The organism is Citrobacter sp. Cpo148, assembly GCF_030332375.1.
Taxonomy (GTDB): Bacteria; Pseudomonadota; Gammaproteobacteria; order Enterobacterales; family Enterobacteriaceae; genus Citrobacter; species Citrobacter portucalensis.
In genome coordinates, this window is sequence record NZ_JAOWHY010000027.1 from 21,015 (window position 1) to 47,488 (window position 26,474).

Annotated in this window: 23 protein-coding genes and 4 tRNA genes; 21 read left to right on the forward strand and 6 right to left on the reverse strand. The window is 52.5% G+C overall.

Translation table 11 applies throughout. The features are described from left to right. Nucleotides 1–7: 7 nt before the first annotated feature. Nucleotides 8–1,276 carry an ATP-dependent RNA helicase RhlB gene (rhlB, locus tag OGY10_RS00385; protein ID WP_003829013.1) on the reverse strand — a complete coding sequence of 423 codons (1,269 nt, stop codon included), beginning with the start codon at nucleotides 1,274–1,276 and terminating at the stop codon, nucleotides 8–10. A gap of 143 nt (nucleotides 1,277–1,419) precedes the next feature. Between rhlB and trxA the strand changes: the two genes are divergently transcribed. The 20 genes from trxA to OGY10_RS00485 all read left to right on the forward strand — a co-directional run bounded on the left by trxA (nucleotide 1,420) and on the right by OGY10_RS00485 (nucleotide 18,583). Further along, nucleotides 1,420–1,749, forward strand: a complete 330-nt coding sequence (gene trxA / locus OGY10_RS00390) for a thioredoxin TrxA (protein WP_001280776.1) — start codon at nucleotides 1,420–1,422, stop codon at nucleotides 1,747–1,749. A gap of 130 nt (nucleotides 1,750–1,879) precedes the next feature. Next, nucleotides 1,880–1,999: a rho operon leader peptide gene (locus tag OGY10_RS00395; protein ID WP_049259789.1), complete on the forward strand. Its 120-nt coding sequence runs from the start codon at nucleotides 1,880–1,882 to the stop codon at nucleotides 1,997–1,999. Nucleotides 2,000–2,086: 87 nt separating this feature from the next. Next, the gene (rho, locus tag OGY10_RS00400) at nucleotides 2,087–3,346 is read left to right on the forward strand and encodes a transcription termination factor Rho (RefSeq protein ID WP_002437993.1); all 1,260 of its coding nucleotides are present in this window, start codon (nucleotides 2,087–2,089) and stop codon (nucleotides 3,344–3,346) included. A 238-nt stretch (nucleotides 3,347–3,584) separates the two neighbouring features. Beyond that, a complete protein-coding gene (wecA, locus tag OGY10_RS00405; protein ID WP_032945680.1) occupies nucleotides 3,585–4,688 on the forward strand; it encodes a UDP-N-acetylglucosamine--undecaprenyl-phosphate N-acetylglucosaminephosphotransferase in 1,104 nt (367 codons plus the stop codon). A 12-nt stretch (nucleotides 4,689–4,700) separates the two neighbouring features. Continuing rightward, on the forward strand, nucleotides 4,701–5,747 hold the full coding sequence (gene wzzE / locus OGY10_RS00410; RefSeq protein WP_286576011.1) for an ECA polysaccharide chain length modulation protein: 1,047 nt from the start codon (nucleotides 4,701–4,703) through the stop codon (nucleotides 5,745–5,747). 55 nt (nucleotides 5,748–5,802) lie between these two features. After that, on the forward strand, nucleotides 5,803–6,933 hold the full coding sequence (wecB, locus tag OGY10_RS00415) for a non-hydrolyzing UDP-N-acetylglucosamine 2-epimerase (RefSeq protein ID WP_032934208.1): 1,131 nt from the start codon (nucleotides 5,803–5,805) through the stop codon (nucleotides 6,931–6,933). Next, entirely contained in the window at nucleotides 6,930–8,192 is a 1,263-nt protein-coding gene (gene wecC, locus OGY10_RS00420; protein WP_191226607.1) for a UDP-N-acetyl-D-mannosamine dehydrogenase, read from the forward strand. The genes wecB and wecC overlap by 4 nt, the downstream gene beginning before the upstream one ends. Next, nucleotides 8,192–9,259, forward strand: a complete 1,068-nt coding sequence (gene rffG / locus OGY10_RS00425; protein WP_032945684.1) for a dTDP-glucose 4,6-dehydratase — start codon at nucleotides 8,192–8,194, stop codon at nucleotides 9,257–9,259. The genes wecC and rffG overlap by 1 nt, the downstream gene beginning before the upstream one ends. A gap of 33 nt (nucleotides 9,260–9,292) precedes the next feature. Beyond that, the gene (gene rfbA, locus OGY10_RS00430; RefSeq protein WP_286576013.1) at nucleotides 9,293–10,174 is read left to right on the forward strand and encodes a glucose-1-phosphate thymidylyltransferase RfbA; all 882 of its coding nucleotides are present in this window, start codon (nucleotides 9,293–9,295) and stop codon (nucleotides 10,172–10,174) included. After that, on the forward strand, nucleotides 10,152–10,829 hold the full coding sequence (gene rffC / locus OGY10_RS00435) for a dTDP-4-amino-4,6-dideoxy-D-galactose acyltransferase (protein WP_191226606.1): 678 nt from the start codon (nucleotides 10,152–10,154) through the stop codon (nucleotides 10,827–10,829). Before rfbA ends, rffC begins: the two co-directional genes overlap by 23 nt. A 4-nt stretch (nucleotides 10,830–10,833) precedes the next feature. Next, nucleotides 10,834–11,964, forward strand: coding sequence for a dTDP-4-amino-4,6-dideoxygalactose transaminase (rffA, locus tag OGY10_RS00440; RefSeq protein WP_191226605.1), 1,131 nt, complete (start codon nucleotides 10,834–10,836; stop codon nucleotides 11,962–11,964). Nucleotide 11,965: 1 nt separating this feature from the next. Continuing rightward, complete coding sequence (wzxE, locus tag OGY10_RS00445) at nucleotides 11,966–13,216, forward strand: lipid III flippase WzxE (protein WP_003017971.1); 1,251 nt, start codon at nucleotides 11,966–11,968, stop codon at nucleotides 13,214–13,216. Then, nucleotides 13,213–14,292, forward strand: coding sequence for a TDP-N-acetylfucosamine:lipid II N-acetylfucosaminyltransferase (locus OGY10_RS00450; RefSeq protein ID WP_048227521.1), 1,080 nt, complete (start codon nucleotides 13,213–13,215; stop codon nucleotides 14,290–14,292). Before wzxE ends, OGY10_RS00450 begins: the two co-directional genes overlap by 4 nt. Then, a complete protein-coding gene (gene wzyE, locus OGY10_RS00455; RefSeq protein WP_191226604.1) occupies nucleotides 14,289–15,644 on the forward strand; it encodes an ECA oligosaccharide polymerase in 1,356 nt (451 codons plus the stop codon). The genes OGY10_RS00450 and wzyE overlap by 4 nt, the downstream gene beginning before the upstream one ends. Further along, nucleotides 15,644–16,384 (forward strand): lipopolysaccharide N-acetylmannosaminouronosyltransferase, encoded by a 741-nt coding sequence (wecG, locus tag OGY10_RS00460; protein ID WP_191226603.1) that lies wholly within the window; start codon nucleotides 15,644–15,646, stop codon nucleotides 16,382–16,384. Before wzyE ends, wecG begins: the two co-directional genes overlap by 1 nt. 278 nt (nucleotides 16,385–16,662) lie before the next feature. Further along, nucleotides 16,663–18,048: a bifunctional threonine/serine APC transporter ThrP gene (thrP, locus tag OGY10_RS00465; protein ID WP_060683016.1), complete on the forward strand. Its 1,386-nt coding sequence runs from the start codon at nucleotides 16,663–16,665 to the stop codon at nucleotides 18,046–18,048. A gap of 102 nt (nucleotides 18,049–18,150) precedes the next feature. After that, nucleotides 18,151–18,227 (forward strand) — tRNA-Arg (locus tag OGY10_RS00470). A gap of 56 nt (nucleotides 18,228–18,283) precedes the next feature. Next, a tRNA-His gene (locus tag OGY10_RS00475) sits at nucleotides 18,284–18,359 on the forward strand. A 20-nt stretch (nucleotides 18,360–18,379) separates the two neighbouring features. After that, nucleotides 18,380–18,465, forward strand: a tRNA-Leu gene (locus tag OGY10_RS00480). A gap of 41 nt (nucleotides 18,466–18,506) precedes the next feature. Continuing rightward, nucleotides 18,507–18,583 (forward strand) — tRNA-Pro (locus OGY10_RS00485). A 408-nt stretch (nucleotides 18,584–18,991) separates the two neighbouring features. Here OGY10_RS00485 and hemY read toward each other — a convergent pair. The 4 genes from hemY to hemC are packed head-to-tail and all read right to left on the reverse strand — an operon-like array spanning nucleotide 18,992 to nucleotide 23,075. After that, complete coding sequence (gene hemY / locus OGY10_RS00490) at nucleotides 18,992–20,191, reverse strand: protoheme IX biogenesis protein HemY (RefSeq protein WP_137377528.1); 1,200 nt, start codon at nucleotides 20,189–20,191, stop codon at nucleotides 18,992–18,994. Between the two features lie 2 nt (nucleotides 20,192–20,193). Next, nucleotides 20,194–21,375, reverse strand: coding sequence for a uroporphyrinogen-III C-methyltransferase (gene hemX / locus OGY10_RS00495; RefSeq protein ID WP_137377526.1), 1,182 nt, complete (start codon nucleotides 21,373–21,375; stop codon nucleotides 20,194–20,196). 21 nt (nucleotides 21,376–21,396) lie between these two features. Then, nucleotides 21,397–22,137 carry a uroporphyrinogen-III synthase gene (gene hemD / locus OGY10_RS00500; RefSeq protein WP_003828974.1) on the reverse strand — a complete coding sequence of 247 codons (741 nt, stop codon included), beginning with the start codon at nucleotides 22,135–22,137 and terminating at the stop codon, nucleotides 21,397–21,399. Beyond that, nucleotides 22,134–23,075 (reverse strand): hydroxymethylbilane synthase, encoded by a 942-nt coding sequence (gene hemC / locus OGY10_RS00505; protein ID WP_003841203.1) that lies wholly within the window; start codon nucleotides 23,073–23,075, stop codon nucleotides 22,134–22,136. Before hemC ends, hemD begins: the two co-directional genes overlap by 4 nt. 394 nt (nucleotides 23,076–23,469) lie before the next feature. On the opposite strand from hemC, the gene cyaA reads away from it, so the two are divergent. Then, nucleotides 23,470–26,016 carry a class I adenylate cyclase gene (cyaA, locus tag OGY10_RS00510; protein WP_032934207.1) on the forward strand — a complete coding sequence of 849 codons (2,547 nt, stop codon included), beginning with the start codon at nucleotides 23,470–23,472 and terminating at the stop codon, nucleotides 26,014–26,016. A 75-nt stretch (nucleotides 26,017–26,091) separates the two neighbouring features. Here the strand turns inward: cyaA and cyaY are convergent, their stop codons facing one another. Then, complete coding sequence (cyaY, locus tag OGY10_RS00515; RefSeq protein WP_003828967.1) at nucleotides 26,092–26,412, reverse strand: iron donor protein CyaY; 321 nt, start codon at nucleotides 26,410–26,412, stop codon at nucleotides 26,092–26,094. Nucleotides 26,413–26,474 lie beyond the last annotated feature (62 nt).

Consider the following 26,474-nt stretch of genomic DNA (forward strand, 5'->3'; position numbering starts at 1 on the left):
ACTTTTCTTAACCTGAACGACGACGATTACGCGGAGCACCACCGGTACGGCGTGGGCCATTGCCTGTACGCGGGCGCGTTAAGCGCAACGGCTTCGGCAGATCGGTCATCAGCGCATCCGGGTTATATTTGCTGACTGGAATCGAATGGCCGATATAGGTCTCGATTGCGGGTAAATTCAGCGCGTACTCTTCACAAGCCAGGCTGATAGAGTGACCGCTTGCGCCAGCACGTCCGGTACGACCGATTCGGTGAACGTAATCTTCACAGTCATCCGGCAGGTCATAGTTAAATACGTGCGTTACTGCTGGGATATGCAGGCCACGCGCAGCGACATCCGTCGCAACGAGAATGTCGAGATCGCCACGGGTGAACTCATCAAGAATACGCAGACGTTTTTTCTGTGCTACGTCACCGGTCAGCAGACCGACGCGATGACCGTCCGCAGCAAGGCTGCCCCAGATATCTTCACAACGATGCTTGGTGTTAGCAAAAACAATGGCGCGATCTGGCCACTCTTCTTCAATCAGCGTTTGCAGCAAACGCATTTTCTCTTCGTTGGAAGGGTAGAAGAGCTCTTCTTTAATGCGGTGGCCAGTTTTCTGTTCCGGTTCGACTTCAACGTACTCAGCGTTATTCATCTGTTCGAACGCCAGTTCGCGAACGCGGTAAGAGAGGGTTGCAGAAAACAGCATGTTCAGACGTTGGGTGGTTGGCGGCATACGACGGAACAGCCAACGGATATCTTTAATAAAGCCCAGATCGTACATACGATCGGCTTCATCCAGCACCACGACCTGAATCGCGCCCAGATTAATGTGGTTCTGTTTTGCATAGTCGATGAGACGACCGGTCGTGCCGATAAGAATATCGACGCCGCTTTCCAGCACTTTCAGCTGTTTATCGTAACCGTCGCCGCCATACGCCAGGCCTAATTTCAGACCAGTGGTCTGTGCCAGCGGCTCGGCATCGGCGTGGATCTGCACGGCTAACTCACGCGTTGGCGCCATAATTAACGCACGCGGTTGGTTCACCTTGCGATCGGCAATCGCGGGATGAGAGAGAAGATAATGAAACGTTGACGTCAGGAACGCCATCGTTTTTCCGGTACCGGTTTGCGCCTGCCCGGCAACATCACGACCAGCCAGCGTTAGCGGCAGCGCGAGGGCCTGAATGGGCGTACAGTTATGAAAGCCTTTATTTTCAAGGGCTTCTATCACCTTTGGGTGCAGGGCGAAGTCGGAAAACTTCTGTTCTGTTAAATGTGTTTTGCTCATAGTGTGGTAGAATATCAGCTTACTATTGCTTTACGAAAGCGTATCCGGTGAAATAAAGTCAACCTTTAGTTGGTTAATGCTACATCAACACGTCGTTGATTAATGCTACACCAATGCACCAGGCTTATTCCTGTGGAGTTATTATGAGCGATAAAATTATTCACCTGACTGACGACAGTTTTGACACGGATGTACTCAAAGCGGACGGAGCAATCCTCGTTGATTTCTGGGCAGAGTGGTGCGGTCCGTGCAAAATGATCGCTCCGATTCTGGATGAAATCGCTGACGAATATCAGGGCAAACTGACGGTTGCTAAACTGAACATTGACCAAAACCCAGGCACCGCGCCGAAGTATGGTATCCGTGGCATCCCGACCCTGCTGCTGTTTAAAAACGGCGAAGTTGCGGCGACGAAAGTCGGCGCGCTGTCCAAAGGTCAGTTGAAAGAATTCCTCGACGCTAATTTAGCGTAAGGAAGTCTCATGATCGGGCGACCCTACTTCGAAATGATTCGGATGACTGGACGCCCGACTTGAGTCGTGCTAAGTTAGTGTTGACTTCGTATTAAACATACCTTATTAAGTTTGAATCTAGTTATATCCAATACTTCCCGTTGTTTCTCGCGCGAGGAGTGGACAGATTCCTGGCTTGTCACTCAATCCGTCTTGTCGTTTCAGTTCTGCGTACTTTCCTGTGACCAGACAGCGAACAGACATGAGTTGATGGCCGTAAACAGGCATGGATGACCCTGCCATACCATTCACAACATTAAGTTCGAGATTTACCCCAAGTTTAAGAACTCACACCATTATGAATCTTACCGAATTAAAGAATACGCCGGTTTCTGAGCTGATCACTCTCGGCGAAAATATGGGCCTTGAAAACCTGGCTCGTATGCGCAAGCAGGACATTATTTTTGCCATCCTGAAGCAGCACGCAAAGAGTGGCGAAGATATCTTTGGTGACGGTGTGCTGGAGATATTGCAGGATGGATTTGGTTTCCTCCGCTCTGCAGACAGCTCCTACCTCGCCGGTCCTGATGACATCTACGTTTCTCCCAGCCAAATCCGCCGTTTCAACCTCCGCACTGGTGATACCATTTCTGGTAAGATTCGCCCGCCGAAAGAAGGTGAACGCTACTTTGCGCTGTTGAAAGTTAACGAAGTTAACTACGACAAACCAGAAAACGCCCGTAACAAAATCCTCTTTGAGAACTTAACGCCTCTGCACGCAAACTCTCGTCTGCGTATGGAACGTGGTAACGGTTCTACTGAAGACTTAACGGCGCGTGTACTGGATCTGGCATCGCCGATCGGTCGTGGCCAACGTGGTCTGATTGTTGCTCCGCCGAAAGCGGGTAAAACCATGCTGCTGCAGAACATCGCGCAGAGCATTGCATACAATCATCCTGACTGCGTGCTGATGGTACTGCTGATTGACGAACGTCCGGAAGAAGTTACCGAGATGCAGCGTCTGGTGAAAGGTGAAGTGGTTGCCTCTACCTTTGACGAACCAGCCTCCCGCCACGTTCAGGTTGCGGAAATGGTTATCGAGAAGGCGAAACGTCTGGTTGAACACAAGAAAGACGTTATCATTCTGCTTGACTCCATCACCCGTCTGGCGCGTGCATATAACACCGTGGTTCCGGCTTCCGGTAAAGTACTGACCGGTGGTGTGGACGCCAACGCCCTGCATCGTCCGAAGCGTTTCTTTGGTGCTGCACGTAACGTGGAAGAGGGCGGTAGCCTGACCATCATCGCTACTGCGCTGATTGATACCGGCTCTAAAATGGATGAAGTTATCTACGAAGAGTTTAAAGGTACCGGCAACATGGAACTGCATCTCTCTCGTAAGATTGCTGAAAAACGCGTCTTCCCGGCTATCGACTACAACCGTTCCGGTACCCGTAAAGAAGAGCTGCTCACTACCCAGGAAGAGCTGCAGAAAATGTGGATCCTGCGCAAAATCATCCATCCGATGGGTGAAATCGACGCAATGGAATTCCTCATTAACAAACTGGCGATGACCAAAACCAATGACGACTTCTTCGATATGATGAAGCGTTCCTGATTCGGGCATCATCTGAAAACGCCACGTTTTTACGTGGCGTTTTGCTTTTGTGGATGTAATCTTAACGACACAATAATAATAATCCGGTATGACATACCGCCTGGCGACGAAGGGTTGTAATTCGTATTTTGTGGTTAATAATCATACAGAACCACCTGATATGGAATCGGGTTTCTCTTCTGAATAATCGCCTGGATGGTTATACTTCATATATTGATATTCTTTGAGAGTATGTATAGTGAATTTACTGACAGCAAGTACTGATCTCATCAGTATTTTTTTATTCACAACGCTGTTTCTTTTCTTTGCCCGTAAGGTTGCGAAAAAGATAGGATTGGTGGATAAACCCAACTTCCGCAAACGTCATCAGGGACTGATTCCGTTGGTTGGGGGGATTTCGGTTTACGCAGGCATTTGCTTTACGTTCCTCATCGCCGATTATTATATCCCGCATGCAACTCTCTACCTGGCTTGTGCTGGTGTACTGGTATTTATCGGTGCACTGGACGACCGCTTTGATATCAGTGTAAAAATCCGTGCGACCATCCAGGCTATCATCGGCATCATTATGATGGCGGTAGGTAAGCTCTATCTGTTGAGCCTTGGGTTCATTTTTGGCCCTTGGGAGATGGTGCTCGGTCCTTTTGGCTATTTCCTTACCCTTTTCGCCGTTTGGGCTGCAATTAATGCCTTTAACATGGTAGATGGGATTGATGGTCTGTTAGGCGGGCTATCCAGCGTATCATTCGCCGCAATGGGGCTTATCTTGTGGTTTGACGGCCAGACAAGCCTGGCTATCTGGTGTTTTGCCATGATCGCCGCCATTCTGCCTTACATCATGCTGAACCTGGGTATTCTCGGACGTCGCTATAAAGTCTTTATGGGCGATGCGGGGAGTACGCTGATTGGCTTTACGGTCATCTGGATCCTGCTGGAGACCACTCAAGGTAAAACGCATCCTATTAGCCCGGTCACCGCACTGTGGATTATTGCCATTCCGTTAATGGATATGGTGGCGATCATGTATCGTCGTTTACGTAAAGGTATGAGCCCTTTCTCCCCGGACCGCCAACATATTCACCATTTAATTATGCGCGCCGGGTTTACTTCCCGACAGGCTTTTGTCCTGATTACGCTGGCTGCTGCGATCCTGGCTTCTATCGGCGTGTTGGCTGAATATTCTCGGGTCGTTCCGGAATGGGTGATGCTGGTGCTCTTTTTACTGGCATTTGTCTTGTATGACTATTGTATTAAACGTGCCTGGAAGGTAGCGAGATTTATCAAACGCTGGAAGCGCAAGTTGCGTAGAAACCGTGACAGTAAACCAAACTTAACCAAATAAATTGAGGGTACGATGACACAACCATTACCGGGGGAACATGCCATGAGCGCTGAAAATGAACTGGACATCCGTGGGTTGTTTCGTACTTTGTGGACAGGGAAGGTGTGGATCGTCGGTATGGCTCTCGCCTTCGCGTTATTCGCTCTCGCCTATACGTTTTTTGCTCGTCAGGAGTGGAGCGCGACGGCGATTTCAGACAGGCCAACGGTTAATATGTTGGGCGGCTATTACTCTCAGCAGCAGTTCTTACGTAACCTGGACATCAAGGCCAGTCTCGCATCTGCGGATCAGCCGTCAGTGATGGATGAGGCCTATAAAGAATTTATCATGCAGCTTGCCTCATGGGATACGCGCCGTGAATTCTGGCAGCAGACTGATTACTACAAGCAACGTATGGTGGGGAACAGTAAAGCCGATGCGGCGATGCTGGATGAACTGATTAATAATATTCAGTTTATGCCCGGCGATGCGGTTCGTAATACCAATGACAGCGTGAAGCTGATTGCCGAAACGGCACCTGATGCCAACAATCTGTTGCGTCAGTACGTCGCGTTTGCCAGCCAGCGTGCGGCGCGTCATCTGAACGACGAGTTAAAGGGAGCCTGGGCTGCGCGCACTGTGCAGATGAAGGCGCAGGTTAAACGCCAGGAAGAAGTGGCGAAATCGATTTTCTCTCGCCGAGTTCACAACATTGAGCAGGCTCTCAAAATTGCTGAACAGCATAATATTTCGCGTACTTCCACTGACGTTCCGGCTGAAGAGCTACCCGATTCTGAACTGTTTTTGCTTGGACGTCCTATGCTGCAGGCGCGACTCGAAAACCTGCAATCTGTTGGTCCCGATTTCGATCTGGACTACTTCCAAAACCGAGCCATGCTTAACACACTGAACGTTGGGCCAACTCTGGATCCGCGTTTTCAGACCTATCGTTATTTGCGTACGCCGGAGGAACCGGTAAAACGTGACAGCCCTCGTCGTGCCTTCCTGATGATTATGTGGGGCATCGTTGGGGCTCTGATCGGTGCTGGTGTCGCGTTAACCCGTCGCCGCACGATTTAGCAATATCGTTGCAGTGAGGGGCTGGGCCCTCACTGCCAATCCGAAGAGAATCGATGTGAAAGTACTGACTGTATTTGGCACGCGACCGGAGGCCATAAAAATGGCACCTCTGGTTCATGCGCTGGCAAAAGATCCTGATTTTGAAGCAAAAGTTTGCGTCACGGCGCAGCATCGGGAGATGCTCGATCAGGTGTTGAACCTCTTTTCCATTGTACCTGACTACGATCTCAATATTATGCAGCCAGGTCAGGGACTAACAGAAATTACCTGCCGAATACTGGAAGGATTAAAGCCAATTCTGGCTGATTTTAAACCTGACGTTGTGTTAGTTCACGGCGATACCACAACCACCATTGCTACTAGCCTGGCCGCGTTCTATCAGCGCATCCCGGTAGGGCATGTGGAGGCAGGCTTACGTACAGGCGATCTCTACTCTCCCTGGCCGGAAGAGGCGAACCGTACGCTGACCGGGCATTTGGCGATGTATCATTTTGCACCAACAGAAAACTCGCGCCAAAACCTGTTACGGGAAAACATTTCTGATAGCCGTATCTTCGTTACAGGTAATACGGTTATTGATGCGTTGATCTGGGTACGCGATCGCGTACTAGCGAGTGATGCATTACGAGCTGAACTGGCAGAGCATTACCCATTCCTGAGCTCGGATAAAAAGATGATACTGGTGACCGGTCATCGTCGGGAAAGCTTCGGTCGTGGTTTTGAACACATTTGTCATGCGCTGGCGGAAATTGCCGCGGCCAATCAGAACGTACAGATTGTCTATCCGGTGCACCTGAATCCTAACGTCAGCGAACCGGTTAATCGCATTCTGGGGCACGTTGAAAACGTCATCCTGATTGAACCGCAGGATTATATGCCGTTTGTCTGGCTGATGAATCACGCCTGGCTGATCCTTACCGACTCTGGCGGGATTCAGGAAGAAGCCCCATCTCTGGGGAAACCGGTTCTGGTGATGCGCGAAACGACGGAACGTCCGGAAGCGATTACTGCAGGCACAGTACGTCTGGTAGGGACCGACCCGCAGCGTATTGTCGAAGAAGTCACGCGTTTGCTGCATGACGACAATGAATATCAGACCATGAGCCGCGCCCATAATCCGTATGGTGACGGGCAGGCATGTGGCCGCATTTTACACGCGTTAAAAAATAATCGGATATCGCTATGAGTTTTACGACCATTTCTGTCATTGGGCTGGGTTATATCGGACTGCCGACGGCGGCTGCCTTTGCTTCCCGTCAAAAGCATGTGATTGGCGTAGATGTAAATCAACACGCGGTGGATACCATTAATCGCGGTGAAATTCATATCGTTGAGCCAGATTTGGGCGCCGTGGTGAAAACGGCGGTCGAAAATGGATTTCTGCGTGCGACCACAACCCCTGTAGATGCGGATGCCTATCTGATTGCTGTGCCTACTCCGTTTAAAGGGGAGCACGAACCCGATATGGTTTATGTGGAAGCCGCGGCTAAATCTCTTGCACCGGTGCTGAAAAAAGGCGCGTTGGTGATCCTTGAATCGACGTCGCCTGTCGGGGCCACTGAACAGATGGCCACATGGCTGGCTGAAATGCGTCCTGACCTGACTTTCCCACAGCAAGTCGGTGAACACGCGGACGTTAACATTGCTTATTGCCCAGAGCGAGTGCTGCCGGGCCAGGTGATGGTTGAACTGATTAAAAACGACCGCGTGATTGGGGGAATGACCTCCGTCTGTTCCGCGCGTGCTAGCGAACTGTACAACATTTTCCTGGAGGGCGAATGTGTCGTGACCAACGCCCGTACGGCGGAAATGTGCAAACTGACTGAAAATAGCTTCCGCGACGTCAATATCGCTTTCGCCAATGAGTTGTCGCTGATTTGCGCCGATCAGGGGATCAACGTCTGGGAACTGATTCGACTGGCAAATCGCCATCCGCGCGTGAATATTTTACAACCGGGTCCGGGGGTTGGCGGGCACTGTATCGCGGTTGATCCGTGGTTTATCGTGGCGCAGAACCCGCAGCAGGCGAAATTGATTCGCACCGCGCGTGAGGTAAACGACGGTAAGCCTCATTGGGTGGTTGATCAGGTAAAAGCTGCCGTGGCCGACTGTCTGGCGGATACTAATAAACGGGCCAGCGAAGTGAAAATTGCCTGTTTTGGTCTGGCATTTAAACCGAATATTGATGACTTACGTGAAAGCCCGGCGATGGGAATTGCGCAAAGCATCGCGCATTGGCACAAAGGCGAAACATTGGTGGTGGAACCGAACATCCATCAACTGCCGAAAAAACTGGACGGTCTGTGCCAACTGGCAGCGCTGGACTATGCCCTGACAAGTGCCGATGTGCTGGTCTTGCTGGTCGACCATAATGAATTTAAAGCCATTAAAGGCGATGCGGTTCACCAGCAATATATCGTTGATACCAAAGGGGTCTGGCGCTAATGAAACGAATTCTGGTTACCGGTGGAGCGGGATTCATCGGCTCGGCGGTTGTACGGCATATCATTCAGGAGACTCAGGATGCGGCAATTGTGGTCGATAAGCTGACCTATGCCGGAAACCTGATGTCGCTGGAGCCGGTTGCACAGAATCCTCGTTTTACCTTTGAGAAAGTCGATATCTGCGATCGAGCTTCGCTCGACAGGGTGTTTCAACACTATCAGCCGGACTGCGTGATGCATCTGGCGGCAGAAAGCCACGTCGATCGCTCAATTGATGGTCCGGCCGCCTTTATCGAAACTAACATCGTGGGAACCTACACGCTGTTGGAAGCGGCGCGCGCTTACTGGAGTGATTTAACCAGCGAGAAAAAATCAGCGTTTCGTTTCCACCATATCTCGACTGACGAGGTGTATGGCGACCTGCATTCTACGGATGATTTCTTCACTGAAACCACACCGTATGCACCGAGCAGCCCTTATTCCGCGTCGAAAGCCAGCAGCGATCATCTGGTTCGCGCCTGGCTGCGTACCTACGGTCTGCCAACGCTGATAACCAACTGTTCTAACAACTATGGTCCGTACCATTTCCCGGAAAAACTGATTCCGCTGATGATCCTCAACGCATTGGCGGGGAAGCCGTTGCCGGTTTACGGCAATGGGCAACAGATCCGTGATTGGTTGTATGTAGAAGATCACGCCAGGGCGCTCTATTGTGTGGCGACAACGGGCGCGGTGGGAGAAACCTATAATATCGGTGGCCATAACGAGCGTAAAAACCTGGAAGTTGTCGAAACGGTTTGCAGCCTGTTGGAAGAGCTGGCACCGCAAAAGCCGCAGGGTATCGCGCAGTACCGCGACTTGATCGCTTTTGTGGACGATCGCCCGGGTCATGATTTGCGTTATGCCATTGACGCGTCGAAAATTGCGCGTGAACTAGGCTGGATGCCGCAAGAAACGTTTGAAAGCGGAATGCGCAAAACCGTGCAGTGGTATCTGGCTAATCAGGCATGGTGGAAACCCGTGCAGGACGGCAGTTACCAGGGCGAACGTTTAGGTCTGAAGGGCTAACAGCCTGGTTTTGGCTCCCGGAGGAGACAACGCATGAAAGGTATCATTCTGGCGGGTGGCTCAGGTACTCGCCTGTATCCCATTACACGTGGCGTATCGAAGCAGCTATTGCCTATTTACGATAAGCCGATGATTTACTACCCGTTATCAGTATTGATGCTGGCGGGAATTCGCGAAATCCTGATTATCACTACACCGGAAGATAAAGGCTATTTCCAGCGCTTACTGGGCGATGGATCTGAGTTCGGCATTGAATTGCACTATGCTGAGCAACCCAGTCCGGATGGATTAGCACAGGCGTTTATCATTGGTGAAACGTTCCTTAACGGTGAACCATCATGTCTGGTGTTAGGAGACAATATCTTCTTTGGTCAGGGATTCAGTCCAAAACTGCGTCACGTAGCCGCCAGAACGCAAGGCGCGACGGTGTTTGGTTACCAGGTGATGGATCCTGAACGTTTTGGTGTCGTGGAGTTTGACGACAATTTTCGAGCTATCTCGCTGGAAGAGAAGCCGAAAACACCAAAATCCAACTGGGCAGTGACTGGTCTCTATTTCTATGACAGCAAGGTGGTGGAATATGCAAAACGCGTAAAACCTTCTGAGCGTGGGGAGCTGGAGATTACGTCTATCAACCAGATGTATCTTGATGACGGGCATTTGACGGTCGAATTGCTTGGGCGTGGCTTTGCCTGGCTGGATACCGGTACGCATGACAGTTTGATCGAAGCGAGCACGTTTGTGCAGACGGTGGAGAAACGTCAGGGCTTTAAAATAGCCTGTCTGGAAGAAATCGCCTGGCGTAACGGTTGGCTGGATGACGAAGGTGTGAAGCGTGCTGCCAGTTCACTGGCCAAAACGGGTTATGGTCAATACCTGCTGGAGCTGCTCCGTGCTCGTCCGCGCCAGTATTGAGCCGCTTAGTTGGGAAAATACGTTCTTTGGCGTGAATAGCGCCATTGTGCGTTTTGACCAACACGCGCCGGTTCTGACTGCGGATATGTTGCAGCCCTGGTCGCGGGTACAGGCAAAAATTCCTGCCGCCAATACCCATGAATTAGACGCCCTGCAACAGTTGGGCTTCTCACTGGTTGAAGGTGAAGTGGATTTTGTGCTGCCGGTGATGTGTGCGCATGGCGACCCCGGTGCGCAGGTCGCACAAACTACGGATATCCCTGTATTACGCCAACTGGCAGGGCAGGCGTTCGCGCAAAGTCGTTTTCGTACCCCGTGGTATGCCGCAGATGCCAGCACGCGTTTTTATGCGCAGTGGATTGAAAACGCGGTGCTGGGGACGTTCGATCATCAATGCCTCGTTTTTCGTACACCGGCAGGTGATATTCGTGGCTATGTCTCGCTGCGTGAACTGAATGCGACCGATGCGCGAATTGGCCTGCTGGCCGGGCGTGGGGCGGGAGCAGAACTGATGCAGGCTGCCCTTTGCTGGGCGCAGGCTCGCGGTAAAACAACATTACGCGTGGCGACCCAAATGGGCAATACCGCCGCGCTTAAACGTTATATACACAGTGGTGCGAATGTGGAAAGCACCGCGTATTGGTTATACAGGTGACACGATGATTCCATTTAACGCACCGCCGGTGGTGGGCACTGAACTCGATTACATGCAGTCTGCGATGAACAGCGGCAAACTGTGTGGCGACGGTGGTTTTACCCGTCGCTGCCAACAGTGGCTGGAACAGCATTTTGGCAGCGAGAAAGTATTGCTGACGCCTTCCTGCACCGCATCGCTTGAGATGGCGGCATTGCTGCTTGATATCCAGCTTGGCGATGAAGTCATTATGCCGAGCTATACGTTTGTCTCCACGGCCAATGCTTTCGTGCTGCGCGGTGCGAAAATTGTCTTTGTTGATATCCGCCCGGATACCATGAACATTGACGAAACGCTGATTGAAGCGGCGATCACCGACAAGACCCGCGCTATCGTGCCGGTGCATTACGCGGGCGTAGCCTGTGAAATGGATACCATCATGGCGCTGGCGACCAAACATAACCTGTTTGTCGTTGAAGATGCGGCCCAGGGCGTCATGTCGACTTACAAAGGTCGGGCGCTGGGGACGATTGGTCACATCGGTTGCTTTAGCTTCCATGAGACCAAAAACTATACCGCAGGCGGTGAAGGTGGTGCGACGCTGATTAATGATAAAAAATTAGTCGAACGTGCAGAGATCATCCGTGAAAAAGGAACTAACCGCAGCCAATTTTTCCGCGGTCAGGTGGATAAGTATACCTGGCGTGATATTGGCTCCAGCTATCTGATGTCCGATCTGCAGGCTGCCTATCTGTGGGCACAACTGGAAGCGGCTGACCGTATTAACCAGCAGCGTCTGGCGCTGTGGCAGAACTACTATGATGCTCTCGAACCGCTGGCGCGTGTCGGACGCATTAATCTGCCTTCTGTCCCGGAAAACTGCGTGCAGAATGCCCATATGTTTTATATCAAGCTGCGCGATATCGACGATCGCACGGCGTTGATTAACTTCTTGAAAGAAGCTGAAATTATGGCAGTGTTCCACTATATCCCGCTACATGATTGTCCGGCTGGCGATAAATTCGGCGTATTTGCCGGTGTTGATCGTTTCACCACTAAAGAGAGCGAGCGTCTGCTGCGCTTGCCGCTGTTTTACAACCTGTCGCCAGTAAACCAGCGAACGGTCATTTCGACCTTACTCAACTACTTCGCCTGATATGTCGCTTGCTAAAGCGTCCTTATGGACGGCAGCCAGTACGCTGGTAAAAATTGGTGCAGGTTTGCTGGTCGTGAAGCTGCTGGCGGTGTCGTTTGGCCCGGCAGGCGTGGGGCAGGCGGGTAACTTCCGCCAGATGGTCACCGTGCTTGGTGTCCTGGCGGGGGCCGGCATTTTCAACGGCGTCACGAAATATGTTGCGCAGCACCATGACGATCCGACCCGGCTCCGTAAGGTAGTCGGTACATCTTCCGCGATGGTGCTGGGATTCTCTACGCTGATGGCGGTGATTTTTCTGCTGGCGGCCGCGCCAATCAGTCAGGGATTGTTTGGCCATACTCATTATCAGGGGCTGGTAAGACTGGTTGCGCTGGTGCAAATGGGTATTGCCTGGGCGAACCTGCTGCTGGCGTTGATGAAGGGCTTTCGCGATGCGGCGGGTAACGCGCTGTCGCTGATTGTGGGTAGCCTGGTGGGCGTAGTGGCTTATTATGGCTGTTATCGCCTGGGAGGGTATGAAGGTGCTTTGCTGGGTCTGGCGTTAGTGCCCGCGTTGGTCGTTATCCCCGCCGCTATTATGCTGATTAAGCGTGGGGCAATTCCCCTGCATTACCTGAAACCCTCGTGGGATAACGGCCTGGCTGGACAGCTAAGCAAGTTTACCCTGATGGCGCTGATTACCTCCGTAACGCTGCCTGTGGCATACGTGATGATGCGAAACCTGCTGGCGGCGCAGTACAGTTGGGATGATGTGGGGATTTGGCAGGGAGTAAGCAGTATCTCTGATGCTTATCTGCAATTCATTACCGCCTCATTCAGCGTTTACTTGCTTCCGACGTTGTCTCGACTGACCGAAAAGCGCGACATTACGCGCGAGGTGGTTAAGTCGCTGAAGTTCGTGTTACCGGCGGTTGCCGCAGCGAGCTTTACTGTTTGGTTGCTGCGTGATTTTGCGATCTGGCTGCTTTTCTCCGCAAAATTCACCGCCATGCGCGATCTGTTTGCCTGGCAACTGGTCGGCGATGTACTGAAAGTTGGGGCGTATGTCTTTGGGTATCTGGTGATCGCGAAAGCATCGCTGCGGTTTTATATTTTGGCTGAAATTAGCCAGTTCATGTTATTGACGGTGTTTGCTCACTGGCTGATCCCTGCACACGGTGCGCTGGGAGCGGCACAGGCTTATATGGCAACGTACATCGTCTATTTTTCTCTTTGTTGTGGCGTGTTTTTACTCTGGCGTAGGCGGGCATGACTGTACTGATTCACGTTCTGGGATCGGATATCCCTCACCATAACCAAACCGTGTTGCGGTTTTTCAACGACTCGCTGGCCGCGACGAGCGAGCATGCGCGCACGTTTATGGTTGCCGGTCAGGATGCGGGACTCAGTGAGAGCTGCCCGGCGTTATCGCTAAGCTTCTACAGCGGGAAAAAGGCGCTTGCTGACGCTGTGATCGCGAAAGCAAAAGCGGATCGCCAACAGCGTTTCTTCTTCCACGGTCAGTTCAACACCAGCCTGTGGCTGGCGCTGCTGAGTGGCGGGATTAAACCGGCGCAGTTTTACTGGCATATCTGGGGCGCTGATTTATACGAAGTCTCCAGTGGACTGAAATTCCGCCTGTTTTACCCGATTCGCCGCATGGCGCAGAATCGTGTGGGCTGCGTGTTTGCCACACGGGGCGATTTACGTTATTTCGCCGAGCAACATCCCCGTGTGCGGGGTGAGTTGCTCTATTTCCCAACGCGAATGGATCCTTCACTCAATAACATGAGCAATGATTGCCAGCGCAGCGGCAAGATGACGGTGCTGGTTGGCAACTCTGGCGATCGCAGCAATGAGCATGTTGCCGCGCTTCGCGCCGTCCATCAGCAGTTTGGCGACACGGTGAATGTGATTGTGCCGATGGGTTATCCCGCCAATAATGCGGCCTATATCGACGAGGTTCGCCAGGCCGGCCTGGCGTTATTTAGCGCTGATAATCTGCAAATTTTGAGTGAAAAGCTGGAATTTGACGCTTATCTCACGTTATTGCGTCAATGCGATTTGGGTTACTTTATTTTTGCCCGTCAACAGGGAATCGGTACCCTGTGTTTGCTGATCCAGGCGGGTATCCCATGCGTGCTCAACCGTGAAAATCCCTTCTGGCAGGATATGGTGGAACAAAATCTTCCGGTGTTATTTACCACTGATGATCTCAATGAAGGCGTCGTACGTGAAGCGCAGCGCCAGTTGGCATCGGTAGATAAAAATACTATTACCTTCTTTAGCCCGAATTATCTGCAGCCGTGGCACAACGCGCTGCGCATTGCTTCAGGAGAAACCGTATGAGCCTGATGCAATTCAGCGGTCTTCTGGTGGTCTGGCTGCTCTCCACCTTGTTTATCGCCACGCTGACCTGGTTTGAGTTCCGCCGCGTGCGTTTTAACTTCAATGTTTTCTTCTCATTGTTGTTCTTGCTGACGTTCTTCTTCGGATTCCCGTTAACCAGCATCCTGGTGTTCCGCTTTGATGTGGCAGTGGCTCCGCCGGAGATCCTGCTGCAGGCCTTGCTGTCAGCCGCCTGTTTCTATGCCGTCTACTACGTGACGTATAAAACGCGCTTACGCAAACGAGTAGATGATAAGCCGCGCAGGCTGCTGTTTACCATCAATCGCGTTGAAGCCCATTTGACCTGGGTTATCCTGATGGCGATTGCGCTGGTGAGCGTGGGCATCTTCTTTATGCACAACGGATTCCTGCTGTTCAGACTGCAATCCTATAGCCAGATTTTTTCCAGTGAAGTCTCTGGCGTCGCTCTGAAGCGTTTCTTCTACTTCTTCATTCCGGCAATGCTGGTGGTTTATTTCCTGCGTCAGGACAGCAAAGCGTGGGTGTTCTTCCTGGTGAGTACCGTCGCGTTTGGTTTGCTGACCTATATGATTGTGGGTGGGACGCGTGCCAATATCATTATCGCGTTTGCCATCTTCTTGTTTATCGGCATTATTCGCGGCTGGATTTCGCTGTGGATGTTGGCCGCTGCAGGCGTGTTGGGCATTGTCGGGATGTTCTGGCTGGCGTTGAAGCGCTACGGAATGAGCGTTAGCGGCGATGAGGCGTTCTATACGTTCCTGTACCTTACGCGCGACACCTTCTCACCGTGGGAGAACCTGGCGCTATTGCTGCAGAATTACCACAATATTGAGTTCCAGGGGCTGGCGCCGATCGTCCGTGACTTCTACGTCTTTATTCCCTCCTGGCTGTGGCCTGGGCGGCCGAGTATTGTACTCAACTCAGCGAACTACTTTACCTGGGAAGTGTTGAACAACCACTCAGGACTGGCGATTTCGCCGACGTTAATTGGTTCACTGGTGGTGATGGGCGGGGCGCTGTTTATACCATTAGGCGCGATTGTTGTTGGGCTCATCATCAAGTGGTTCGACTGGCTGTATGAGCTAGGTAACCGAGAAACCAATCGCTATAAGGCGGCGATTTTGCACAGTTTCTGTTTTGGCGCCATTTTCAATATGATCGTGTTGGCACGTGAAGGGCTGGATTCGTTTGTCTCACGAGTGGTCTTTTTCCTCGTGATTTTCGGCGTTTGCCTACTGGTGGCAAAATTGTTGTTCTGGCTGTTTGATAGCGCGGGACTCATTCATAAACGAATCAAATCGCTGCCCCGGACACAAATTGAAGGATCGTAATGGCAGATAACACAACTGCGCCGCTGTATTCGCTGCGCGGATTACAACTGATTGGCTGGCGCGATATGCAACATGCGCTGAATTACCTGTTTGCCGAAGGACACCTCAGGTCAGGAACGCTGGTGGCTATTAACGCTGAGAAGATGCTGACAGCAGAAGATAACCCTGAAGTGAGGGAGCTGATCAACGCCGCGGAGTTCAAGTATGCGGATGGGATTAGCGTGGTGCGTTCGGTGCGCAAAAAATTCCCACAGGCGCAGGTTTCACGCGTGGCCGGAGCTGACCTTTGGGAAGCGCTGATGGCGCGAGCTGGGCAAAACGGAACGCCTGTTTTCCTGGTTGGTGGCAAGCCTGAAGTTCTGGCACAAACAGAAGCAAAACTACGTGCGCAGTGGCGCGTGAACATTGTGGGTAGTCAGGACGGTTATTTTACCCCAGAGCAGCGTCAGGCGTTGTTTGAGCGTATTCACGCCAGCGGTGCGCAAATTGTGACGGTGGCGATGGGCTCGCCAAAACAAGAGATCTTTATGCGTGATTGCCGCAAGACTCACCCTGACGCGCTGTATATGGGCGTAGGGGGCACCTACGACGTCTTTACCGGTCACGTTAAGCGTGCGCCTAAAATCTGGCAAAATCTGGGGCTGGAGTGGCTGTATCGCTTATTGTCGCAGCCGAGCCGTATTACTCGGCAACTTCGCTTATTACGCTATCTCCGCTGGCACTATACCGGCAACCTCTGACGCCCTCTCTCCTCTGATAAGTAGCGTGATCTGCTAATTACGCTACTTATTCACAACATAATCGCTGCTTTCTCGCACAATCTATTCATTTTTTGAATGCTTTAATTGCCATTTAAGCGATTTTAGGAAACCATTCGCAACAATCATTGCAGTGCCGTGGTGTTTTTGGCGCCAACCGTAAAGCGGTCGGTGCCGCATGGCCTGTTATGGCATAACAAGATGTACCCATAACGAGAACCGGTAATACCGGACAGCATGCAAACACATCAAGAGGATTTATGGCTGAGAACAAACCTGAGCTACAGCGTGGGCTGGAGGCTCGTCACATCGAATTAATTGCCCTTGGGGGCACTATTGGCGTTGGGCTATTTATGGGGGCCGCCAGTACCCTGAAATGGGCGGGACCTTCGGTTCTGCTGGCGTATATCGTCGCCGGGCTGTTCGTGTTTTTCATTATGCGTTCTATGGGGGAGATGTTATTCCTCGAGCCGGTTGCAGGTTCATTCGCTGTTTACGCTCACCGTTATATGAGCCCCTTCTTTGGCTATCTCACCGCCTGGTCATACTGGTTTATGTGGATGGCGGTGGGGATCTCAGAGATTACCGCCATCGGGGTGTATGTGCAGTTCTGGTTTCCGGAAATGGCGCAATGGATACCCGCACTGATCGCGGTCGGACTGGTTGCGTTGGCAAACCTCGCTGCGGTTCGCCTGTATGGTGAAATTGAGTTCTGGTTTGCCATGATCAAAGTGACCACCATCATTGTGATGATTGTCATTGGGGTTGGGGTGATTTTCTTCGGCTTTGGCAATGGTGGCCAGGCGATTGGTTTTGGCAACCTGACCGAGCACGGTGGCTTCTTTGCTGGGGGTTGGAAGGGCTTCCTGACGGCATTGTGTATTGTTGTGGCGTCTTACCAGGGCGTGGAGCTGATCGGCATCACTGCAGGGGAAGCGAAGAATCCACAGGTCACGCTGCGTAGCGCGGTGGGTAAAGTGTTGTGGCGCATTCTGATTTTCTACGTTGGTGCGATTTTTGTCATCGTCACTATTTTCCCGTGGAATGAGATTGGCAGCAACGGCAGCCCGTTTGTTCTCACCTTTGCCAAGATTGGTATTACTGCTGCGGCAGGGATTATTAACTTTGTGGTGCTGACGGCGGCGCTGTCTGGCTGTAACAGCGGCATGTACAGCTGTGGGCGTATGCTCTACGCGCTGGCAAAGAATCGCCAGCTTCCTGCCGTTGTTGGAAAAGTATCACGCCATGGCGTGCCGGTTGTCGGAGTGGCTATTTCTATCGCGATCCTGCTGATTGGCTCATGCCTGAACTACATTATTCCTAACCCGCAGCGCGTGTTTGTTTATGTCTATAGCGCCAGCGTGTTGCCGGGGATGGTACCGTGGTTTGTGATCCTGATAAGCCAGCTGCGTTTCCGTCAGGCGCATAAAGCGGCGATTGCCAGTCATCCATTCCGCTCCATTCTGTTCCCGTGGGCGAATTATTTGACGATGGCGTTCCTGATTTGCGTATTAATTGGCATGTACTTTAATGAAGATACCCGAATGTCGCTTTTTGTTGGCATGGGTTTCTTACTGGCCGTGACGCTCATTTATAAGGTTTTTGGTCTGAATCGTCATGGCACAGCCCATAAATTGCGGGAATAAGCGACAAAACGCACAAACCATGACCAAACGATAATTTATTTTAAAAAAGCACTAGACAGAAGACCGAGACCTCCGTAATATCCAGCCCCGCAACGGCGCTAAGCGCCCGTAGCTCAGCTGGATAGAGCGCTGCCCTCCGGAGGCAGAGGTCTCAGGTTCGAATCCTGTCGGGCGCACCATTTAGTAGGGTGCCAGAGCTGCGGTGGTTTTAATACCGCGTAAAAGATTTGCAGTGGTGGCTATAGCTCAGTTGGTAGAGCCCTGGATTGTGATTCCAGTTGTCGTGGGTTCGAATCCCATTAGCCACCCCATTAATTTAAAGTTGTGAAATGCGAAGGTGGCGGAATTGGTAGACGCGCTAGCTTCAGGTGTTAGTGTCCTTAGGATGTGGGGGTTCGAGTCCCCCCCCTCGCACCACGACTTAAAGAATTGAACTAAAAATTCAAAAAGCAGTAAAACGGCGAGTAGCGCAGCTTGGTAGCGCAACTGGTTTGGGACCAGTGGGTCGGAGGTTCGAATCCTCTCTCGCCGACCAATTTTGAACCCCGCTTCGGCGGGGTTTTTTGTTTTCTGATTTCCCTTCTTAGCCTTCGCATCTGCGAATTTCCTGAAGTCTTAAAAAGTCCGAATACCTGGTTTTTGCAGTGCAATCGTGGCATGCGTTGTGCAATAATATGCGGGTAGATGCTCATTCCATCTCTTATGTTCGCCATCTGGCCTCATAAACTCAGGAATGATGCAGAGCCGTTTACGGTGCTTATCGTCCACAGACAGATGTCGCTCAGGCCTCATCAAACACCATGGACATAACGTTGAGTGAAGCACCCATTTATGTTGTCATACAGACCTGTTTAACGCCTGCTCCTTACCGAGCGGGCGTTTTTTTATGCGATTGAAAAATATGTAGGCCCGGTAAGCGAAAGCGCCACCGGGCATTCAGGAGTTACTGCGGGGGATTGTTGTTCTGCAGCGTCAACATCAGGCCATCACGGCGCATGGCGGCGGCTTCTTCCGGCTGGTGCAGTCTGTCCAGCGCGTCAGCAAGCCAGGCGTAGTCATAGGCATCCGGGCGCTGTTTGAGAGCGGCACGGAAGGCGAGCGTAGCTTCCTGCCATTCCCCATGCTTCATTAACGACTGACCCAGCGTACTCCACAGCAACGGGCGATCGCCCACGGCTTTAATCTGCTGGCGCAGCACTTTTTCTATCTGTTCCGGATTATTGGTTTTCAGACGCGGGATCGGCAGCACCAGGCGGTCATCGTACTGACGTTTCAAACCATCAATGATGACCTGCTGCGCTGTATCGTGATCGTCACACTCAATCAGATGTTCAGCCATTGCTACCTGCAAAGCAACCTGATGACGGGTTTTACGGCTCTGGTTTTTCCACCATGCACGCAGCCCCTCGCTGCCCTGATCGGCGCGGACTTGATCCATCAAGCCAACCCATGCCTGTTGTTCCAGCATGGCGCGGTGCTCGTCATCACCCACATGCGCTTTTGCCATGGATGGGATGATATCCAGCAAGGAACTCCATGCGCCGGTGCGAATGTAGGCCTGCTCAGCCAGACGCAGCACTTCCGGATGACGTGGCGTCACTTCCAGCAGTTTGTCTACGCTGTGGCGTGCGGCGTGATTTTCATTACGCGCCAGTTGCAGGCGAACGCGAGCGATTTCTACCGGGATCGTATCATTTCCGGCCAGTTCGGCAGCACGCTCAAGGTGTTGGTTGGCGCGCGCTTCGTCACCGCGCTGCTGAGCCGCTTCTGCCGCCAGCAGGTAATTCACTACCGGCTGTTCTGCATGATCGGCATTTTTCGACATCAGCTTCTCAACCTGCTGATAGTCACCTTCTGCCAGTTTGAGCAGCGCCTGTTCGGTCTGCTTACGGGCGCGACGTCGCTTACGACCCACAAACCACCCACGGGTATGTGCGCCGGTGCGGAAGATTCGGCGCAACAGCCATTCAATCGCAAACAGGACGACCATGGCGACGATAAGGATGATCACCAGGCCCGTAACGCTGGTTTCGATATTGTAGTTATCCGTCTGGATCAGCACGTAACCCTGATGACCGGCTATCATCGGACCGACGACGATCCCGGCGATCAACAGCACAAAGAGCAACAATACTTTTAGCATCATTATTCTCCTTGCGGCGCGGTTGCCGGAGCATCTGTCGAAGGCGCTGGCGCAGGTGCTACTGCTACCGGTGCTGTGGCAGGCTGCGCCAGTAAATTACGTACGCGGGTCTGCATTAACTTGTCGAGAATAGCCTGGCTCTGCAGCGTTTCCGGAACATCCATACTGATGCTTTGCTGGCTCAGTTGGTCTACTTCTTCAAGGAACGCTTTGGTCGCTGCATCGTCGGTGTCGTAGTAAGCACGCACCCATGTGGAGACATTTTCCAGCGCCTGGCGGTATGTTTCTTCCTGATGACGCGGCACGGCCTGTGCGGCCACTAACAGACGAGAACGGATGTTCTCACGTAAGTAAACATCCTGGTTCGGTGCCAGCAGCGGGACGGCGGTTTCATCACGACGGCGAATAGTGATAAAGCTGTCCATAAAGTTCTGCCAGCTTTTTTGCAGATTGACGCGCCATTCACTAATCGAACTGGAAAGCTCGCTGCTGTCAGAGTCCATTGGAGAATCGTCGGTGTCGTTGTCGGCCAGACGCAGGTTATCAATCTGATTAGAGAGCTGATTCACTTTCAGGATAATGCCGTCATAGTCGACCTGAGTCACCGCGGAGAGGCTCGCGATGTCGTCAGTAATCGCACGTCGCGCGGTAATTAAGCTCGGGTCGTTCATATCCGCCAGGCTGGCGTCGGCGCTTTTCAACAGCGCAGCGGCGGTGGTGACGTCCTGATCGCTCCATAATTTACGACCGGCCAGTTTCACCAGAAAATCAGCCTGCGCCAGCAGCCATGTGCCAGCATCGCTGCCGGAGATGGTGGCGACTTTTTGCTGGACTTCATCAAGCTGTTTGACCAGCGCGGCCTGCTGGCGAGTGGCTTCATCCAGCTGTGTTGCCTGCTGTTTAATAATGCCTTCCAGCTCAGCTTTTTGGCTTTCCTGCGCTTTTTGCAGCGCCGTCAGCTGGTTCGCCAGCGCATCGCTGGTTGCCGTTTGTGTTGTTGCCTGTTGTTTCCCCCAGCCGTACAGCCCAACGCCTGCAGCCAGCGCAATAGCAATCGCCACAGCGCTCAGAATCAGCGCCGTGCTGTTCTTACTCTTCTTTTCAGTATTGACTGGCTGTGACGTGGTTTCCACGGCCTCCCTGGTCTCTTCAACCACGGCGGAGGATTTTTCTTGTTCCGTCATTATGGCATCCCATTATGAGAGTTATTGTAATGCGCGTAGTAGCGCATCGTTGTCGGCGTTATCAGCGACCTTAATATCTTGCCAGCCCAGTTCCCGGGCGAGGTGCGCCAGACGCTCACTGACGACCAACAGCCGACAGCGTAGTAACCAGTGCTCACGATACCACTGCGGAATGAGCGACCAGAGCTGTTGTAGCATCTCTCCGCTGGTGACAACCACCGTGGTTACGCCACGGGATTGCCAGCGCATAGCTTCTTCCGCACCATCGTAATGTTTTGCACTGCGTTGATAACATTCACAAAAATCGACATCGGCTCCGCGTGCCGTCAGGGTTTCACCTATCAGCTCCCGGCCACCGTTGCCGCGTAATATAAGCGCGCGTTTTCCCGCAATATTTTGTAATTCAGGTAATTGTAGCAAGACTTCGCTAATTTCCCGATCCAGAGGGTAGTGAATATTGAAGCCGCTAACAGTATGCAGCGCCAGCGCCGTTGTACGGCCAATGGCAAAATAACGCGGAAGGGATGGCCAGCTTTTCTCTTGCTGGCGAAGCTCGGCATCTGCAAAGGTGACGGCGTGCTGCGAGAGAGCGAAGACCAGATCGTTCTCCGTCAGCGCCGACAGTCGGGAAGCAACCGTTGCCAGTTCCCGACCAGGTGAAAACTCGATGAGCGGAAAACTCCAGGCCACCTGCCCCAGTGTGCGCAGTCGGCTCACTAACTCTTCCCCTGCGGGAGACGGGCGGGTGACCAGAATACTCATGCGGGGGCTTCTCCGTTATAAACTTCCGCCAGAATGGCGCGCGCACCGTTCTCCAGCAGTTCTTCTGCCAGAGAGATGCCCATCTGTTCGGCATCTTGTGTAGCGCCGCGACGTTCTCCGCATACCATCTGTGAACCGTCTGGCGCGCCGACCAGCGCACGTAGCCAAATCTCACCGTCGATGATTTCGGCATAGCTACCAATAGGTACCTGACATCCCCCTTCCAGGCGGGTGTTCATGGCGCGTTCTGCTTTGACGCGTAGCGCGGTCTCTTCATGGTTGAGCGGCGCTAACAGCGCCTGAGTGCGCATATCATCCAGTCGACATTCTATGCCTACTGCGCCTTGCCCGACAGCGGGCAGGGAGACTTCCGGCGGCAGAGCGGTGCGGACTCGCGACTCAAGACCTAAACGTTTTAATCCGGCGACCGCCAGAATAATGGCGTCATAATCGCCGTTATCCAGTTTGCTGAGGCGCGTGCCTACGTTGCCGCGCAGCGAACGGATGACGAGATCCGGGCGACGCTTCGCCAACTGGCACTGGCGGCGCAAACTGGATGTCCCGACGATGCTGCCTGCGGGGAGTTCATCCAACGTGTTGTACTTATTTGAGACGAAAGCATCGCGCGGATCCTCTCGCTCACAAATGGTGACCAGCCCAAGACCGTCAGGGAATTCAACCGGCACATCCTTCATGGAATGCACGGCGATATCGGCGCGTTTTTCCAGCAGCGCGACTTCCAGCTCTTTAACAAACAACCCTTTCCCCCCGACCTTCGCCAGTGGGGTATCAAGGATCACATCGCCACGGGTTACCATAGGAACCAGTTCCACGATCAGACCGGGGTGGTTTGCCATTAAGGCGTCTTTGACATAATGTGCCTGCCAGAGCGCAAGGGGGCTTTGGCGTGTGGCAATTCTCAAAACATTGTCTAACATGCTTGTTACCGTCATTATCAATCATTGACCATCCTAACATCCTTATCAAAGGGATGTCAGCGTTACGCTCAAACGTAAGTGAGAGGAAAAGGCGCTGCATCATCACTGGCAGTGAATAATGACGAGAAACCTCCCGACCGTATGAAGGAATTTACACGTAACGAACGGTGCTACACTTGTATGTAGCGCATCTTTCTTTACGGTCAATGAGCAAGGTGTTAAATTGATCACGTTTTAGACCATTTTTTCGGCTGAACAGCATTAAAAAATATGGGCGAAAAACAGGTAACGGTTATTTTTGACATACGGTTTATCCGAATTGATGGCGATTATTGTGAGCGCTTGCGCCGCGGCAATCGACAACATGACGGATAGCAACATCAGGCGATACGTCTTGTACCTCTATATTGAGACTCTGAAACAGAGACTGGATGCCATAAATCAACTGCGTGTGGATCGCGCGCTTGCTGCCATGGGACCTGCCTTCCAGCAGGTATACAGTCTGCTGCCGACATTATTGCACTACCACCATCCGCTGATGCCGGGTTACCTCGATGGTAACGTTCCCAAAGGCATATGCTTTTACACGCCTGATGAAACCCAACGCCACTACCTGAACGAACTGGAACTGTACCGCGGTATGTCGCCGCAGGATCCTCCCAAGGGCGAACTGCCGATCACCGGCGTTTACTCAATGGGCAGCACCTCTTCGGTAGGGCAAAGCTGTTCCTCTGACCTTGATATCTGGGTCTGCCATCAATCCTGGCTGGATAGCGAAGAGCGCCAGCTGCTGCAGCGAAAATGTAGCCTGCTGGAAAGCTGGGCCGCCTCGCTGGGCGTAGAAGTCAGTTTCTTCCTGATTGATGAAAACCGTTTCCGTCACAATGAAAGCGGCAGTCTGGGTGGTGAAGACTGTGGCTCGACGCAGCATATCCTGTTGCTTGATGAATTCTATCGCACCGCTGTGCGCCTCGCGGGTAAACGTATTTTGTGGAATATGGTGCCGGGCGACGAAGAAGAGCATTACGACGATTACGTCATGACGCTCTACGCACAGGGGGTGCTAACGCCAAACGAATGGCTGGATCTCGGCGGGCTCAGTTCGCTTTCCGCCGAAGAGTACTTTGGCGCCAGCCTCTGGCAGTTGTACAAGAGTATCGACTCCCCGTACAAAGCGGTGCTGAAAACGCTGCTGCTGGAAGCCTATTCCTGGGAATACCCAAATCCACGCCTGTTGGCGAAAGATATTAAACAGCGCCTGCATGACGGCGAGATCGTCTCTTTTGGTCTCGACCCTTACTGCATGATGCTGGAGCGCGTTACCGAGTACCTCACGGCGATCGAAGATCCGACGCGCCTGGATTTAGTGCGTCGATGTTTCTACTTAAAAGTGTGTGAGAAACTGAGCCGTGAGCGCGCCTGCGTGGGCTGGCGTCGTGAAGTATTAAGTCAGTTAGTGAAAGAGTGGGGCTGGGATGACGCCCGTCTGACCATGCTGGATAACCGCGCTAACTGGAAGATTGACCAGGTACGCGAAGCGCATAACGAACTACTCGATGCGATGATGCAGAGCTATCGTAACCTGATCCGCTTTGCGCGGCGCAATAACCTCAGCGTCAGCGCCAGCCCGCAGGATATCGGCGTGCTGACCCGTAAGCTGTATGCCGCGTTTGAAGCGTTACCGGGTAAAGTCACGCTGGTGAACCCACAGATATCTCCGGATCTCTCGGAACCGAATCTGACCTTTATCCATGTACCGCCGGGTCGTGCCAACCGTTCAGGTTGGTATCTCTACAACCGCGCGCCGAACATGGACTCGATCATCAGCCATCAGCCGCTGGAATATAACCGCTATCTAAACAAGCTGGTGGCGTGGGCCTGGTTCAACGGCCTGCTGACCTCGCGTACGCATTTGTTTATTAAGGGCAACGGCATTGTTGATTTGCCGAAGCTGCAGGAAATGGTCGCCGACGTATCGCACCACTTCCCGCTGCGGCTGCCTGCACCAACGCCGAAAGCGCTCTATAGCCCATGCGAAATTCGCCATCTGGCGATTATCGTTAACCTCGAATATGACCCAACGGCCGCATTCCGTAATCAGGTGGTACATTTTGATTTCCGTAAGCTGGACGTCTTCAGCTTTGGCGAAGAGCAAAATTGCCTGGTAGGAAGCGTCGACCTGCTGTATCGCAACTCGTGGAATGAAGTGCGTACGCTGCACTTCAACGGCGAGCAGGCGATGATTGAAGCGTTAAAAACGATTCTGGGCAAAATGCACCAGGATGCCGCGCCGCCAGATAGCGTCGAGGTGTTCTGCTATAGCCAGCATCTGCGCGGTTTAATTCGCACCCGCGTCCAGCAACTGGTGTCTGAGTGCATCGAATTACGCCTCTCCAGCACCCGTCAGGAAACCGGACGTTTCAAAGCGCTGCGTGTTTCCGGCCAGACGTGGGGATTGTTCTTCGAGCGCCTGAACGTTTCGGTACAGAAGCTGGAAAACGCAATTGAATTCTATGGCGCGATTTCACATAACAAACTGCACGGGCTTTCCGTCCAGGTTGAGACCAACCATGTGAAACTTCCGTCGGTGGTCGACGGTTTTGCCAGCGAAGGGATTATTCAGTTCTTTTTCGAAGAAACGGGTGATGAGCAGGGCTTTAATATCTACATTCTGGACGAAAGCAATCGGGCTGAGGTGTATCACCACTGCGAAGGTAGCAAAGAGGAGTTGGTACGCGACGTCAGCCGTTTCTACTCATCGTCGCACGATCGTTTTACCTACGGCTCCAGCTTCATCAACTTTAACCTGCCGCAGTTCTATCAGATTGTGAAAACCGACGGGCGCGCGCAGGTGATTCCGTTCCGCACCCAGCCGATTAGCGCCGTTCCGCCAGCCAGTCAGGACAACGACACGCCGCTGTTACAGCAGTATTTCTCGTGAGTTAACTTGCCCGGTGGCGCGACGCTTACCGGGCTAAAGTAGGCCGGATAAGCAAAGCGCATCCGGCACTAAAGCTTAGCGGAAGCTCACCTCTTCACCCGCCTGCTGCGTTGCCGCTTGTTCCAACAGATCCCAGAACGTTTCGCCGCTTCGGTCGCAGATCCATTCGTCGCCTTTCAGGTCAAAGTGGTAGCCGCCCTGTTTGGTCGCCAGCCACACCTGGTGGAGCGGCTCCTGACGGTTAATGATAATTTTGCTGCCGTTTTCGAAGCTGATGGTCAGCACGCCGCCGTTGATCTCACAATCGATATCGCTGTCGCCATCCCAGTCATCCAGACGTTCTTCAATGGTCATCCACAGGGTGTCAGCAAGGCGATGAAATTCACTGTCGTTCATTTTCTTATCCTATTTTTCGTGATGCCCGCAGTATAACGTGGAATAAATCGCGATGCAGTTTT

Excerpts from the sequence above, each read along its gene's own strand:
- cyaY (WP_003828967.1), bottom strand. The coding sequence starts at position 26,412 with ATGAACGACAGTGAATTTCATCGCCTTGCTGACACCCTGTGGATGACC.
- rffA (WP_191226605.1), top strand. The coding sequence starts at position 10,834 with ATGATTCCATTTAACGCACCGCCGGTGGTGGGCACTGAACTCGATTAC.
- thrP (WP_060683016.1), top strand. The coding sequence starts at position 16,663 with ATGGCTGAGAACAAACCTGAGCTACAGCGTGGGCTGGAGGCTCGTCAC.
- rffG (WP_032945684.1), top strand. The coding sequence starts at position 8,192 with ATGAAACGAATTCTGGTTACCGGTGGAGCGGGATTCATCGGCTCGGCG.
- hemX (WP_137377526.1), bottom strand. The coding sequence starts at position 21,375 with ATGACGGAACAAGAAAAATCCTCCGCCGTGGTTGAAGAGACCAGGGAG.
- wzxE (WP_003017971.1), top strand. The coding sequence starts at position 11,966 with ATGTCGCTTGCTAAAGCGTCCTTATGGACGGCAGCCAGTACGCTGGTA.
- trxA (WP_001280776.1), top strand. The coding sequence starts at position 1,420 with ATGAGCGATAAAATTATTCACCTGACTGACGACAGTTTTGACACGGAT.
- hemY (WP_137377528.1), bottom strand. The coding sequence starts at position 20,191 with ATGCTAAAAGTATTGTTGCTCTTTGTGCTGTTGATCGCCGGGATCGTC.
- wzzE (WP_286576011.1), top strand. The coding sequence starts at position 4,701 with ATGACACAACCATTACCGGGGGAACATGCCATGAGCGCTGAAAATGAA.
- OGY10_RS00450 (WP_048227521.1), top strand. The coding sequence starts at position 13,213 with ATGACTGTACTGATTCACGTTCTGGGATCGGATATCCCTCACCATAAC.
- rhlB (WP_003829013.1), bottom strand. The coding sequence starts at position 1,276 with ATGAGCAAAACACATTTAACAGAACAGAAGTTTTCCGACTTCGCCCTG.
- wecG (WP_191226603.1), top strand. The coding sequence starts at position 15,644 with ATGGCAGATAACACAACTGCGCCGCTGTATTCGCTGCGCGGATTACAA.
- wecC (WP_191226607.1), top strand. The coding sequence starts at position 6,930 with ATGAGTTTTACGACCATTTCTGTCATTGGGCTGGGTTATATCGGACTG.
- rfbA (WP_286576013.1), top strand. The coding sequence starts at position 9,293 with ATGAAAGGTATCATTCTGGCGGGTGGCTCAGGTACTCGCCTGTATCCC.
- hemD (WP_003828974.1), bottom strand. The coding sequence starts at position 22,137 with ATGAGTATTCTGGTCACCCGCCCGTCTCCCGCAGGGGAAGAGTTAGTG.
- hemC (WP_003841203.1), bottom strand. The coding sequence starts at position 23,075 with ATGTTAGACAATGTTTTGAGAATTGCCACACGCCAAAGCCCCCTTGCG.
- rho (WP_002437993.1), top strand. The coding sequence starts at position 2,087 with ATGAATCTTACCGAATTAAAGAATACGCCGGTTTCTGAGCTGATCACT.
- wzyE (WP_191226604.1), top strand. The coding sequence starts at position 14,289 with ATGAGCCTGATGCAATTCAGCGGTCTTCTGGTGGTCTGGCTGCTCTCC.